Here is a 13682-nt window from a genome sequence, read left to right on the forward strand (position 1 = left end):
GAGTCTGTTGCTCCTATTTAAAAGACAACAGACTTTAAGGAGTTGTAAAGGGATTAAAATGTGTGGTTTGCCGGACGCTTACCATCTAACCCCTTAAGATGGGCGTTTGTAGCGCTTAAATTGACGATATTTTTCGACTTTTATGCCCGCCAACACATGTTGTAATTCCAGTGTACTGAGGGCATGTTTATTGTTTTCTGATGGCGCATAGTTGAACTGCCCCTGAGACAGTCGTTTGCACCAAATGCAGTAGCCAGAGGTTTCAAAATAGAGGATTTTCATCTGAGTTTTGCGACGGTTAATGAACACAAAATACCCGACAAGTGGATTCTCCTTAAGGTGTTGTTTGATTAGCCCTAACAAACCACAATAAGACTTACGCATATCGGTAGGTTGGGTATACAACCAGATTTTGGCGCTGGGATCCGGCATGAACATCAGTCACGACTCAGTCGAAGTTCAACACCATCGCCTAAACACAAGGTAATGTTCCAACGTCCAGAATGAGAGTCTGAAAGAGCGGACATCTGACTTAAATTAATGAAGTTTGAGTGACTAGCCTCAGGCGAAGTTTTACCCCCAGAAAAATACTGACGCCATTTACTAAAACTGGCGTAACTCACTTGATGCTGTTTACAGTATTGAGGGGCTGATAAACCCGACTCGGCTTGATCATCAATGATTTGTTGCCATTCAGAAGAAGAACGACGGGTATAAGGCTTAGTCATGGGTTGGACTCCGTTATCGGTTATGAGATGAAAACGGAGCCCAGTTTAGAGTGAGAAAAGATGAGATGAAATAACGGCGTGGAATGAACGCTTACCTAGTGGCCGCTTTATGAAGCCGCGTTATTTACGTCCCGCTTTAAATTTGCCACAGATCTTTTTGTATCGAGACCCCGTGGATTTTCGAAAACAGGCCCATGGGTTGGCGGTGATCATTGAACAAGAGCTAGGGCACAATCCGTTTTCGGGCGCGTTGTATGCTTTTACCAATCGGCATCGTAATAAAATCAAGTGTGTGATGTGGGAAGACAATGGCTTCGTGCTCTACTACAAAGGCCTTGCTGAGGAAAAGTTTAAATGGCCCAAAGCCTCAGACGAGTTGGTGTCACTCACCGGCGAACAGATTAATTGGCTGTTGGATGGCTACGATCTTGGCGTAATGAAAGGCCATAAAACCTTGCATTATGAGGCACTTAGCTGAGGATTTTCGTGGTGATTTTTGCTATGATAGCGACATGAAAATCGCTCCTAAATCTCATACCAAAAAGCCGGATTACAGTCAGCTATCGCACGCTGAGCTGATGTCTTTGCTGTTGCAAAAAGACTCGGTCTTAGCTCAACGTGACGCCTATATCGAGCGTCTTGAAGAGATCATTCGTCTGCAAAAAGTACAACGCTTCGCGGCGAAGAGTGAGAAGCAGCCGTTTCAGATCTCACTGTTTGATGAAGCCGAGTTGGAAGGTGCGATTGACGACCTGATTGATGACATCCCAGAAGACGCATTAACCCCAGAGTTGGCGCAGACCAAGAAAACCCGTCAGCGTCAACGGGGCTTCTCTGCTTCATTAAACCGAATCCGCCGAGAAATCTGCCTGAGCGACGACGAGAGAGCCGGCGCAGCAAAAACCTTCTTTACTAAGGTGAAAGAAGAGTTAGAGTTTATCCCGGCTCAGCTCAACGTGATTGAAATCTGGCAAGAAAAGGCGGTGTTTGAATTACCTTACGGTGATCAAGTGGTCGCCGCAAATCGGCCAACGCACCCGTTGGGTAAATGTGTTGCCACCACGTCATTGTTGGCGTACATCATCACCTCAAAATACGCCGACGGGTTACCTCTCTATCGTTTAGACGGCATGTTAGCGCGTCTTGGTCATGAGGTTGGCCGTAATAATATGGCCAACTGGATCATCCGACTGGATGAGGTCTTTAAACCGCTGATAAACTTGATGCGAGAACAGCAAAACCAAAGCCATTACATCCAAGCGGATGAAACTCGTATCCAAGTTTTGAAAGAAACGGGCAAAACCGCCCAAAGTGATAAATGGATGTGGGTGACTCGGGGCGGCCCACCGGACAAACCTTCCGTGCTGTTTGAGTATGATCCGACCCGAGCGGGTCACGTACCCACACGTCTATTGAAAGGGTTTAGGGGGGTATTACAAGTGGACGGCTACAGTGGCTATGGCCAAGTTTGCCGTGATCTTGGTATCGCCCGAATCGGGTGCTGGGATCATGCGCGTCGCAAGTTTGTTGACGCCGCACGCGGTGCCGCGCCTCAAAAAGGGAAAAGCCACAAAGCCAAGCCGTCAAAAGCGGATGTGGCCATCAGTAAAATCCGTGCTCTCTATGCCATCGAAAGTAAAATAGGCAAATTGAGCGAAAAGGAAAAATACACCGTTCGCCAAGAACTGGCCCTACCTGTGCTGCAGGACCTCAAAACGTGGTTAGAAACCAACCATCCGAAGGTTCCCAAAGACTCACTGACCTTTAAAGCGATCCAATATGCCCTAAACCAGTGGGAATCCTTGATCGGTTACTGTGATCATGGCTTCATCCACATCAGTAACGCCTTAGCGGAAAACGCCATCCGCCCCTTCGCTGTCGGCCGACGCAACGGGCTGTTTGCTGATTCAACGCGTGGCGCAAACGCCAGTGCCACCTGCTACTCACTGATAGAAACCGCCAAAGCCAATGGCCTTGAACCCTCAAGCTACCTCCAATACCTACTCGACCACATCGCCGACGCTAATACCCTAGACAAACTCGAAGCTCTCTTGCCATGGAATAGACCAAAAGCGGATTGTGTTGTTTTAGGAGTGGATACAGTGACGCTTACGATCCAATAAAGAAAATAAACGGTTAAAGGTGTCATGTGATGGAATGCCGCCTGCTAATCGAAGATATTGTTTGAACCAGTCCTTTCGAGTATCGGCAAAAAGCTGAATCGATTCCCAATCATCCGCACCACAAAGTATTGCACAGGTCGTCATAAAGACGACTTCCCCTAAGTCGTGGGTACATTTTGCTTGTTGGCGTGGGTCATTTAGCTGCATCATACGGTCTAATAAGGTCATCGGCTTCAAAAGGGCATGATCATTCATCAAACATGGATTGAATGCAAATATTGTGTTAACTGATCAAAAAACGTTCATGCGTTTGCCCTGGATAACCATGCCGTATGTTGAGAAAAAGAACTTTTATGACACAACTTTCCTCATTTTGTGCCGTACAATTTGAGTGAAGTTGGTTATGTTTACTGGCCAATATGCCATCTAAGGAGAGAACTTGCATGAACAGAAAAGACGAACGTTTAGAGCATTTAGCTATTTTGCTAGATCATTTGGAAAAAGTGTCGCTGGAGGACATTTCGGTTGTGCCTTTGTCGCAGCAGCATGTATTGGCTGAAAAGATAGAAACGCTGCAGGATGAGTTAAAAGCCTTGATAACGAGTGAGGGCGCTAGGGCGCATTAAAAAAGACCGGCCTAGGCCGGTCAAACGTTCAGAGAGTGTTCGGTGTGATTATTCCCAAGAGCGCAATAGTGCGTCATAGGAAACGGTCACGCCTTGTGGCTTTTCGTTCGACAATTTTGGTTTTGGTGAACCTGGCTGAGCCAACCAGTAGGCTTCGTCACGTGGGGTGTTCATTTTTGGTCCACATAGCGGTTGCACATTGGCGCGTTCTAACCGTTCCATGACTTTATCTTGCGCCGCGGCAAGGCCGTTCAAGGCTTCTTGAGGTGTTGCTTCGCCACTCGCCGCTTGAGAAATGTACTGCCACCAAAGCTGAGCTAGCTTAGGATAATCCGGTACGTTGATCCCGGTTGGAGACCACTGCTTACGTGCTGGCCCTTTGTAGAATTCGACCAAACCACCCAATTTTGGTGCCGCGGCGGCCATTTCGGGTGAATTGATATCCGATTCACGAATGGGTGTTAGGCCAACGAGCGTTTTCTTCAAGGATACGGTTTTAGCGGTGGTGAACTGAGCGTACAACCATGCAGCCAAACGACGATCTTCTGGTGTTGAATTCATGAAGGTCCAGGCGCCTACGTCCTGATAGCCTTTTTTCATCCCTTCTTCCCAGTATGGCCCAACCGGAGAAGGCGCCATGCGCCATTTTGGCGTACCGTCTTCGTTTACAACAGGAAGGCCTTTAGTCGTCATATCCGCCGTAAACGCCGTGTACCAGAAGATTTGTTGAGCCACGCCGCCTTGCGCTGGCACAGGGCCAGATTCAGAGAAGGTCATGCCTTGCGCTTCCGGTGGCGCGTATTTACGTAACCATTCGACGTATTTGGTGGTCGCGTAAACCGCCGCAGGGCCGTTAGTGGCGCCGCCACGTGAAACACTGGATCCAACAGGTGAGCACGCATCTTTGATACGAATACCCCATTCATCCACAGGTAAGCCATTTGGTGTGCCTTTGTCGCCCGCCCCTGCCATAGAGAACCAAGCATCAGTAAAACGCCAGCCTAGAGAAGGGTCTTTTTTACCGTAATCCATGTGGCCGTAAACGCGCTCGCCATCGATGGTTTTGACTTTATCGGTAAAAAACTCCGCAATGTCTTCATAAGCTGACCAGTTAACAGGGACACCTAAATCATACCCGTAAATGGATTTGAATTGCGCTTTTAGGTCCGCACGGGCAAACCAGTCTGCGCGAAACCAATACAGGTTAGCAAACTGCTGTGTTGGCAATTGGTACAGTTTGCCATCGGGTCCTGTGGTGAAATCCAAACCGATGAAATCGGCCAAATCCAATGTGGGTGACGTGAATTCTTTGCCGTCGCCGACCATCATGTCAGAGATAGGGACCACTTTACCGTAACGGAAATGCGTCCCGATCAAGTCGGAATCGTTCACGTAAGCATCGTAAATGTTACGGCCCGATTGCATTTGCGTTTGCAGCTTTTCAACCACGTCGCCTTCTTGGATCAAGTCATGATTGACTTTAATGCCGGTGATCTCTTCAAAAGCTTTGGCCAACACTTGCGACTCGTATTTGTGTGTTGTTAGTGTTTCAGAAGCGACATTGATTTCCATGCCGCGGAATTTTTTCGCGGCGTCAGTGAACCATTTCAATTCATCAAGCTGTTGTTGTTTGCTTAGTGTAGAAACGGTGAATTCGGTGTTTACCCATTTTTGTGCGGCGTCTGAGTATGCGTCAGCCCATAACGTGGCTGAATGCATCATGACAGCAAAGGGTAAGGCGGCGAGTGCAATTTTTTTCTTATTGTAGTGCATGTTATACCTCAACAAAGTTTGGTTTTTTGGTTTTTACAGTGCGGCGTCCTTGCCAGACAGTCCATCGTTCCTATCGAATAGGGACACGGATGATTAGCCCCAGCGCATTAGAATCATCATCCAAAATGCGCACAGGACGGTTGCCACCGCGATGTTCACATCCGTTAACGCAACGAACGCGAGGTGGATAAAGGCACTGCTAAGCAGCCCAATGAATAAGCGATCACCGCGTGTAGTGGCCAGTGGCAAAAAGCCACGACGTTCCACACAAGGTGAAACAATTTGCCATGTGGTCATGCCGACCAAGATCACTCCAATGCCGATAAAAAACAGCGCAGTGGGTAATGTCCAAGACATCCAAGCCATGATAGTTCCCCTTATACTCGACCAAGGGCAAAGCCCTTCGCCACATGGTTACGAACAAAATAAATGACCAACATTCCAGGCAGAATAGTCAGTACACCCGCGGCCGCGAGCAGCCCCCAATCCATGCCCGACGCCGACACCGTGCGCGTCATGATGGCCGCAATGGGCTTGGCATCGACTGAGGTGAGTGTGCGAGCAAGCAGCAACTCCACCCAAGAAAACATGAAGCAGAAAAAAGCGGTTACACCAATACCAGAGCGGATTAAGGGAATGAAAATGCGCACAAAGAACTTGGGAAACGAGTAGCCGTCGATGTAAGCCGTTTCGTCGATTTCCCGAGGTACGCCGCTCATAAAGCCTTCTAAAATCCACACCGCTAATGGCACCGTGAAAATACAATGGGCCAGTGCTACGGCGATGTGCGTATCGAACAAACCCACAGACGAATACAGCTGGAAGAATGGCAATAAAAACACCGCTGGGGGCGCCATTCGGTTAGAAAGCAACCAGAAAAACATGTGCTTATCGCCAATAAACCGATATCGACTGAACGCATACGCGGCCGGCAGAGCAACCAACAAGCTGATCACCATGTTCATGGACACATACAAAATCGAATTGACATACCCCATGTACCACGTTGAATCGCTGAAAATTTTGGCGTAATTATCGAAGGTGAAATCGGCCGGAAAAAACGACAAACCACTGAGAATTTCGGTATTGGTTTTGAACGACATATTGACCAGCCAATAAATCGGCAAGAGCAATACAATCACATACAGGACAAGTCCAACGCGGCCCCGAGTATTGGCGTTACGCGCTTTTCGTTCTGCTCGGCTGTACACCGGCGCTTGTTCTTTTGTCGCGGTTCGTTTCGCTGAAATAGGGGTTGATGAAGAGGTCATGCTTTTCTCCTACTTGTCTTTTTGCATGTTCATGATGGTGGTGTAGAACACCCAGCACACGAGCAAGATGATTAAGAAATACACCAGCGAGAACGCCGCCGCGGGCCCAAGGTCAAATTGCCCAATGGCTTGCTGTACTAGCGACTGGCTTAAAAATGTGGTCGAGCTGCCAGGGCCGCCGCCAGTCAATACGAAGGGTTCGGTGTAGATCATAAAGGAATCCATAAAGCGCAATAACATGCCGATCACTAATACGTTCGCTAACTTAGGCAATTGGATGTAGCGGAATACCGCCCAGCGCGATGCTTGGTCAATACGCGCGGCTTGGTAATACACTTCAGGAATGGCGCGTAAACCGGAATAACACAAGAGCGCAATCAGCGGTGTCCAGTGCCAAACGTCCATCAATACTACGGTGAACCAAGCGTCAGTTGGGTTGGAAGAATAGTTATAGTCGATGCCTAAACCATTCATAAAAGCACCAAATAAGCCGATGTCAGCACGGCCAAAAATCTGCCAAATAGTGCCGACCACATTCCATGGAATCAGCAAAGGGATCGCCACTAGAATCAAGGCCACAGACGCGCCCCGGCCTTTCGTCGGCATCATTAAGGCAACACAAATCCCCAGCGGGACTTCAATCGCCAGAATCGTGAACGAATAAATAAATTGGCGTAACAGCGCCTCGTGCAAACGGCTGTCGAGCATCACTTGTTTGAACCATTCGGTGCCCACAAAGTAACGGGTGTATGGGTCAAAAATATCTTGCACCGAGTAGTTCACCACCGTCATCAAAGGAATGATGGCGGAGAAAGCCACGATGAGAAAAACCGGCATGACCAAAAACCACGCCTTATTATTTTCTACTTTAGTTTGCATGATCCGTCTCCTTACTTTCCTTCTGCGGTTGGTAGGTTAGGTCAACGAGATACTCGTCCACATACACCTTGGTCCACTGCTCGGGGAAGCTCACATAAATTTGCCCGGTGGGGACGTTTTGATCTTCGCTTAGGCGTGCCTTCATGATTTGGCCGTTAAACAAGAACGACAAAATTTTGTAGGTTCCTAAATCTTCCACGTAATCGACATCGACTTGAAACGCGTCGTCGTTTTTGCCTTCCCAAACATGAACGAATTCAGGGCGAATGCCGATGGTGATTTTCTTGGCGTCCATGGCTTTTAGGCGCGTCAACATGGCCGTGCTAGTGGCGATGTCGTGATCACCAAAACGCAGGGTGTCGTTCAGTTCAACCTCAAAAAAGTTCATGCCGGGGCTGCCAATAAAGTAGCCGACAAACGTGTGTGCCGGGTTTTCGAACAGCTCACGTGGGGTGCCGAATTGCACGATTTGGCCGTTGTACATGACCGCAATTTTGTCGGCAAAGGTCGAAGCTTCTAGTTGGTCGTGGGTGACGTACACCATGGTGATATTGAATTGCTCATGGATTTGCTTGAGCTTGCGACGCAGTTTCCATTTCAACTGCGGATCGATCACGGTTAAAGGCTCGTCAAACAAAATGGCCGACACGTTGTCACGCACTAGGCCACGACCCATGGAGACTTTTTGTTTCTGATCCGCTGACAAGCCTTTGGCTTTGCGTTTCAGCTGGTCGGATAGTTCAAGAATGTCCGCCACTTCATGAACTTTTGATTGGATCTTGTGCTCTGGCACGCCGATATTGCGCAGCGGAAACGCCAGGTTATCAAACACTGTCATGGTGTCGTAAATTACCGGAAACTGAAAAACTTGCGCTATGTTGCGCTCTTCAGGTTTTAATTCGTTAACACGTTTGCCATCGAACAGAATCTCGCCGTTAGAGGGCTTTAACAAGCCAGAAATTATGTTCAGCAGGGTGGATTTGCCACAGCCAGAAGGCCCAAGTAGCGCAAAGGCACCGCCTTGTTCCCACACGTGCGTCATTTCACGGATCGCGTAGTCTTCGGGTTTGGTTGGGTTGTCTGAATACGTATGCGCGAGCGCATTAAGCGTGATAGAAGCCATGATTATTGATCCCTCATTCGTGCTGGGGAATGCACCATTTTGCCGTCTGTATCAAAGGCATAAAGCTTGTGCGTAGGAAAGTAGACTTTTATTTCTTGGTCGACTTGATAAGCGTGAACCCCTGACAAATGCAGTACCAAATCAAAGTGTGGATTGTGCACATGCAAGAAGGTTTCTGAACCACTGATTTCTGCTAGATCAACACGTACTGGCAATTCCAAATCGTCGTCAGCGTGAGGCACTAACCCAATGTGTGACGCGCGCACGCCGAACTGATAATCGCCGGGTGCCAAATTGCGTAGGTCGTTGTTGAGACGAAAATGCACCGTATCATCGAAGGTGACTTCTTCTTCACTGACTCGCCCTTGAACGATATTGATCGGCGGTTCAGAAAACATTTCGGCGGTAATAATGTCTTTAGGTTGATGGTATACCTGAGCGGTGGGACCCATTTGCAGTAAGCGGCCTTCGTTTAACACCGCGGTATTGCCGCCCAGTGCGAGGGCTTCGTTGGGTTCTGTGGTTGCATAAATCGCGATGCAATTGCGGACTTTAAACAGAGCGCGTAATTCTTGGCGCAGCTCTTCGCGTAATTTGTAATCTAGGTTGACCAGTGGCTCGTCAAACAGAATGATTTGCGAGTCTTTCACCAGAGCGCGAGCCATCGCGGTACGTTGTTGCTGACCGCCAGAAAGCTGCAAGGGTAAACGGTCTAAAAAAGGGTCGATGCGCAGCATCTCAGCGGTTTCACGCACTCGACGATCCACTTCTTTTTCGTCCAGTTTAGCTAAACGCAGGGGCGAAGCGATGTTTTCATATACCGTAAGATTGGGGTAATTGATGAATTGTTGGTACACCATGGAAATGTTGCGTTCGCGCACAGGCACGCCTGTTACGTCCACCCCATTCATGAGGATTTTCCCCTTAGTTGGTCGGTCAAGGCCGGCCATGAGGCGCATCAGCGTGGTTTTACCTGACAAAGTTCGTCCAAGTAAAACGTTGAATGAGCCGGGCTCTAGGGTCAAGTTGACCTCGTCGATCCACGTCTCGCCTTCAACAACGCGCGATACATTCTGCAGCGTCAGAGACATTGTAAATACCTTTTTGTTGTTATTATTTTTTGTATTGAGTGCCAAGTCAGTGACTAAAATGAACACACTCAAGACAACATGTTATGGATGAGTACATTACAAAAGCTGTGCCAAAAATATATTTACCCTTTAATATTTCACTAACCTCATGAAATAAAAAGATTTTATCTATGTTCATTATCGATGGTAGTGGTTTTCATTTTCGAAAAGGGGCTGTTCACGAGTGTTCAAAGTGTTTACAGTTCCACACCATACTGAACAATTCGTGCACAGTGATAGAACGACCATGACTGTCGTGGAGCGAGCAATGCAAGACGAAGATCAACAAAAACAACCAGTCGACCACCGCGAGACGCCTGAACCTTCCATGGCTCAAACACACAAAGATCGCATTCAAGCGTCTTGGTATCGTTGTGAGCAATTTGGTTTGGATCATGGCAGCCGTCCTGATTTTGCGGCCCTTCCAAAAGGTACGTTAATAGATTTGGTGGATCAGCATCGTAGTTTGCTGGAAACCACTGAAAACGAAGTCTTGCCTTATTACGAAAATATATTGAGCAATTCCGCTTGCATGATTGTGTTGGCAGACCGCCAAGGGCACGTACTGAACACTTGGGGTCAGCCACGCTTTGGCAGCGCCGCTGAACACGGCTTGATTGGTGGTAACCAGTGGACAGAAATGGGCGTGGGCACCAACGCTATTGGTACCGCTCTGATTACCGGTGAAGCCATACAAGTGGGGCGTGATGAGCATTTTTTGCGTGCTAATCGCTTCATGGTGGGATCTGCTTCCCCTATTTATAATACAAAGAACGACTTGGTGGGCGTATTGGATATTTCGTCCGATGCGTACCTACCACAAGACCACACCTTTGGCATGGTCAAACTCATGTCGCTGAGTGTGGAGAATCGACTGATTTTTTCGGCGTTTCAGCAAGCGCATTTTATTCTCAGCTTTAATACCAATGTGGTCAGTTTGGACAGCCATTGGTCGGGTATTTTGGTGCTCGATGAAAACGGCACCATAGTGTCGGCCAATCGCCGTGCAGAAGTGGTGCTGGCGCGTGATTTGGCGTTACTGAATATCAATCAAGTGTTTGATGTGGAAATGCGCGACATCAAGCATCAGCCTGTTAGTTTGCCCATGAAGCTTATCGCCATGGGGCGCTATCAATTTTATGTCAAAGTTATTCCCCCTGTTCAGCAAATTATGCGTGTGCCAGACTTTCGCCAGCGTGCTGACTATGTCGCGCCCTCGCCGTCTGAAGCCCTTGTTATGAAAGAAGAAAATACGCATAACGACGGCGTCGTGAAAATCGCAAAAGCCCCAAACGTAAAGGTGACAGACATTCCAGACAATGTAATCCCATTGGCCGAATTGCAACACGGTGATGAACGGGTAGAGCGCTTGGTGCGTCAAGCTCATAAGATCATGGAGAAAGACATTCCTATCTTGATCCATGGTGAAACGGGCGCGGGAAAAGAAATTTTTGTACGCAGTTTGCACTATCACAGCTCCCGTGCGAAGGAAATGCTGGTGGCGGTGAATTGCGCAGCGATTCCCGCTGAACTGGTGGAGTCTGAACTGTTTGGTTATGAGAAAGGCGCGTTTACTGGGGCGCAAAATAGAGGCTCGATTGGGCTGATTCGGCGCGCCCATCGCGGCACCTTGTTCTTGGACGAAATCGGTGAAATGCCCATGCCTGTGCAATCGCGCTTGTTGCGTGTGCTGCAAGAAAGAGTGGTCACGCCGTTGGGCTCTACGGATGTGTTTCCGGTGGACATTAAGCTGATTTCAGCGACCAATCGGATTCTAAAAGAAGAAGTCAAAGAAGGGCGTTTTCGTCAAGATTTGTACTATCGCATTTCTGGGTTAAACATTGAACTACCGGCACTACGCGAGCGCAGCGACAAAGCCGCTTTAATTCAATACCTGCACCACCGCCTGCGCCTTGAAGAGCCAGGCCCGGCGTTGTCGCAAGATATGCTTGAGCTGTTAGCGCGCCACCCTTGGCCCGGTAACATGCGACAACTGGCCCATGTACTAAAAGTCGGTATGGCCATGGCCGATGAGGCAACACTCGAAGATTGGCATTTGCCCGATGATTTTTTCGATGACTTAGACGCGGCCACACAATTTACGGCTACCGACGCCGGCTCTATGCCGGAACAAGATGAACCGCTCGACCGACTTATTCCGCGATTATTGACCGAGTTCAAGGGCAATGTCTCACAAACGGCCAAAACCGCCGGCGTGAGTCGCAACACCGTGTATAAGTACGCTAAATTAAAAGTGGAAGGTTAAAGTCAGTGCTTGGGTTAGAATTCATAGACAAATTGAATGCATTAGGGAGGTTGGGGTTATGGTGATGAAAAGTGTGTTGGTCATTGTTTTAGCCTGTATCGTGTCTGCTTGTGGTGCTTTACCTAAGTCGTCTTATATCACTTTGCCTTTGTTACAGGCTTGGCATGAGGGAAAAGTTGTTTTATACATCACCACCGATGTGTCTGATCAAGCCGTTGCCAAGGCCGAAAATGCCAATTATGCACCGCGGTTGCGTGACGCGGTGCCAAATTACCCTAAGCCCCCGCAACAAAAAACGGTGTTGGAACGCGTTTATGCGTTTCCGAAGGGCGAGCAGTCAAAGAATGTCTTCGCTTCTGCACCTGAGCCTTTGGGGTATTTGAGTGAGAATAGACAATACTCTCCGCTTTGGCTGATGTACGTGGTCGTGTGGAACGATCCAAACCAAGCCCAAGAATTGACCTCCGAAGAGGCCATCTTTGTGGCAGAGGATCAGGGTTTAGTGACGATTGAACGAACCGATATTGTGCTTAATTGCCCGGTGATTCCTTTTCACCCTGATACACAATGACGTTACGCCATGCTCACATGGCAGAAACGACTTTTAACAGTTTGAGAAACGCATCGACGGATTCCACCGCGGCCGATTCGTGCATGGTGTGGTAGCCAATCGTCGGGATTTGGATCGTGGTGCCATCGACTAAGCCGTTCGACGCCGCGATAATTCGACCTAATTCTGTGCTCCCAAGCGAACTAGGTGGTAGGCCTTGCTCGGCGCGTTTGACGTTTTCATTTTCTACATAGCGGTTTTTGTACAAGTAACTGATGTTGTTTTTCTCGCACAGTGCTTCGAGCCGTTTTGTGCTGTCTTTATTAAATGTGGCGTTGGCGTCTTTTTCCCTAAGTACCAGAAGTTGCTCATTTGCCGCTTCAATGTTCGGAAAAGGGCTGGTATCAACCACAAATAAACGGTTGGTAGAGCCACCAAAGCGACGAAACCATTCCAACAAATAGCGCCAGCTTTTACCGGCTTCTTCTTGAGCGGTAAAAAAGGCCGTGCCTTTAAACCCATGGTCAAACAAATGCACCAAAGCCGCGGCTGAAATCACGTTATCGAGCTGGCCTTCGAGTCGGTCGTCAACGCGTTGTAATTGATCCTTAAACGCGATCGGCGTACCTGCTACTACCCCTTCTAATCCCTCTGTTTCAAAAATTAAGTTATTACGAAATTCACACACATAGGAGTTTTTAATCGTGCCTTTGCCGCGATAAATGCCGGACCAGGGTTCATAGGCGTAAACCTCTTCGTGGTTAAAGCGCCCCGTGACCTTGCTCATTAATTCTTCTGATACCGAGTTGTTCAACAAATCCGTGCGATTGGCCGACACAAAGGCCGCATATTGGAATTCGTTTGGACCGGTACACACTAAGCCATGGCGATCGATGTGCGCGGAAAACATGGTACTGAAAGGATCGCTGCCTTGAGCGACCAGTAAGCCTTCGTACCAAGTGACTTTCGCCCCACGTTCCTCTAATTCACGCTGTAGCACGCGAAAAAAAGAATGTTCTGCACCCACCACACTGGGGGCACGAATCAGTAATTTGAGCAAATCGATAAAGTCATCACTAGGCATGTAGGCACGTTCCAACATCAAGAAAATTAAAAAAAGACAACAAGAGGTTTATAAACTGAAAAACGCACTATACATACTGTTTTTTCAGAAATACACGACTCAAGCAAGTACTGTGTCATAACGAGAACC

Annotated in this window: 15 protein-coding genes; 5 read left to right on the forward strand and 10 right to left on the reverse strand. The window is 48.3% G+C overall.

Translation table 11 applies throughout. From position 1 onward, the window contains the following. Positions 1-93 precede the first annotated feature (93 nt). Both tnpB (FXV75_RS01140) and tnpA read right to left on the reverse strand, forming a co-directional pair. Positions 94-432 carry an IS66 family insertion sequence element accessory protein TnpB gene (tnpB, locus tag FXV75_RS01140; RefSeq protein ID WP_187424827.1) on the reverse strand — a complete coding sequence of 113 codons (339 nt, stop codon included), beginning with the start codon at positions 430-432 and terminating at the stop codon, positions 94-96. 5 nt (positions 433-437) lie between these two features. Further along, positions 438-728 (reverse strand): IS66 family insertion sequence element accessory protein TnpA, encoded by a 291-nt coding sequence (gene tnpA, locus FXV75_RS01145; RefSeq protein WP_148830798.1) that lies wholly within the window; start codon positions 726-728, stop codon positions 438-440. Positions 729-837: 109 nt separating this feature from the next. On the opposite strand from tnpA, the gene tnpB (FXV75_RS01150) reads away from it, so the two are divergent. Both tnpB (FXV75_RS01150) and tnpC read left to right on the forward strand, forming a co-directional pair. Next, positions 838-1206 (forward strand): IS66 family insertion sequence element accessory protein TnpB, encoded by a 369-nt coding sequence (gene tnpB, locus FXV75_RS01150; RefSeq protein ID WP_148830799.1) that lies wholly within the window; start codon positions 838-840, stop codon positions 1204-1206. Between the two features lie 34 nt (positions 1207-1240). Continuing rightward, positions 1241-2851: an IS66 family transposase gene (gene tnpC / locus FXV75_RS01155; RefSeq protein WP_148830800.1), complete on the forward strand. Its 1611-nt coding sequence runs from the start codon at positions 1241-1243 to the stop codon at positions 2849-2851. Here the strand turns inward: tnpC and FXV75_RS01160 are convergent. Then, the gene (locus FXV75_RS01160; RefSeq protein ID WP_187424828.1) at positions 2816-3079 is read right to left on the reverse strand and encodes a transposase family protein; all 264 of its coding nucleotides are present in this window, start codon (positions 3077-3079) and stop codon (positions 2816-2818) included. The two genes, tnpC and FXV75_RS01160, sit on opposite strands and share 36 nt — an antisense overlap. Positions 3080-3294: 215 nt before the next feature. Here FXV75_RS01160 and FXV75_RS01165 point away from each other — a divergent pair, with 215 nt between their 5' ends. Next, complete coding sequence (locus FXV75_RS01165; RefSeq protein WP_148830802.1) at positions 3295-3477, forward strand: hypothetical protein; 183 nt, start codon at positions 3295-3297, stop codon at positions 3475-3477. Between the two features lie 48 nt (positions 3478-3525). Here the strand turns inward: FXV75_RS01165 and FXV75_RS01170 are convergent, their stop codons facing one another. The 6 genes from FXV75_RS01170 to FXV75_RS01195 all read right to left on the reverse strand — a co-directional run bounded on the left by FXV75_RS01170 (position 3526) and on the right by FXV75_RS01195 (position 9614). Further along, positions 3526-5250, reverse strand: a complete 1725-nt coding sequence (locus FXV75_RS01170) for an ABC transporter substrate-binding protein (protein WP_148830803.1) — start codon at positions 5248-5250, stop codon at positions 3526-3528. A gap of 93 nt (positions 5251-5343) precedes the next feature. Continuing rightward, positions 5344-5616 (reverse strand): DUF2160 domain-containing protein, encoded by a 273-nt coding sequence (locus tag FXV75_RS01175; protein WP_148830804.1) that lies wholly within the window; start codon positions 5614-5616, stop codon positions 5344-5346. Positions 5617-5627: 11 nt separating this feature from the next. After that, on the reverse strand, positions 5628-6521 hold the full coding sequence (locus tag FXV75_RS01180; protein ID WP_222863075.1) for a carbohydrate ABC transporter permease: 894 nt from the start codon (positions 6519-6521) through the stop codon (positions 5628-5630). 9 nt (positions 6522-6530) lie between these two features. Continuing rightward, positions 6531-7400: a carbohydrate ABC transporter permease gene (locus FXV75_RS01185; protein ID WP_148830805.1), complete on the reverse strand. Its 870-nt coding sequence runs from the start codon at positions 7398-7400 to the stop codon at positions 6531-6533. Next, the gene (locus FXV75_RS01190) at positions 7390-8523 is read right to left on the reverse strand and encodes an ABC transporter ATP-binding protein (protein WP_148830806.1); all 1134 of its coding nucleotides are present in this window, start codon (positions 8521-8523) and stop codon (positions 7390-7392) included. The genes FXV75_RS01185 and FXV75_RS01190 overlap by 11 nt, the downstream gene beginning before the upstream one ends. Before the next feature lie 2 nt (positions 8524-8525). After that, on the reverse strand, positions 8526-9614 hold the full coding sequence (locus FXV75_RS01195; protein ID WP_148830807.1) for an ABC transporter ATP-binding protein: 1089 nt from the start codon (positions 9612-9614) through the stop codon (positions 8526-8528). Between the two features lie 307 nt (positions 9615-9921). Here FXV75_RS01195 and FXV75_RS01200 point away from each other — a divergent pair, with 307 nt between their 5' ends. Together FXV75_RS01200 and FXV75_RS01205 are read left to right on the forward strand one after the other, a co-directional pair. Continuing rightward, a complete protein-coding gene (locus FXV75_RS01200) occupies positions 9922-11919 on the forward strand; it encodes a sigma-54-dependent Fis family transcriptional regulator (RefSeq protein WP_187424829.1) in 1998 nt (665 codons plus the stop codon). A 58-nt stretch (positions 11920-11977) separates the two neighbouring features. Further along, a complete protein-coding gene (locus FXV75_RS01205; protein ID WP_148830808.1) occupies positions 11978-12490 on the forward strand; it encodes a hypothetical protein in 513 nt (170 codons plus the stop codon). A 13-nt stretch (positions 12491-12503) separates the two neighbouring features. Here FXV75_RS01205 and FXV75_RS01210 read toward each other — a convergent pair whose 3' ends face one another. Next, positions 12504-13553, reverse strand: coding sequence for a peptidase M42 (locus FXV75_RS01210; RefSeq protein ID WP_148830809.1), 1050 nt, complete (start codon positions 13551-13553; stop codon positions 12504-12506). Between the last annotated feature and the right edge of the window lie 129 nt (positions 13554-13682).

The sequence above is a fragment of the Marinomonas sp. IMCC 4694 genome, from assembly GCF_008122525.1.
Taxonomy (GTDB): Bacteria; Pseudomonadota; Gammaproteobacteria; order Pseudomonadales; family Marinomonadaceae; genus Marinomonas.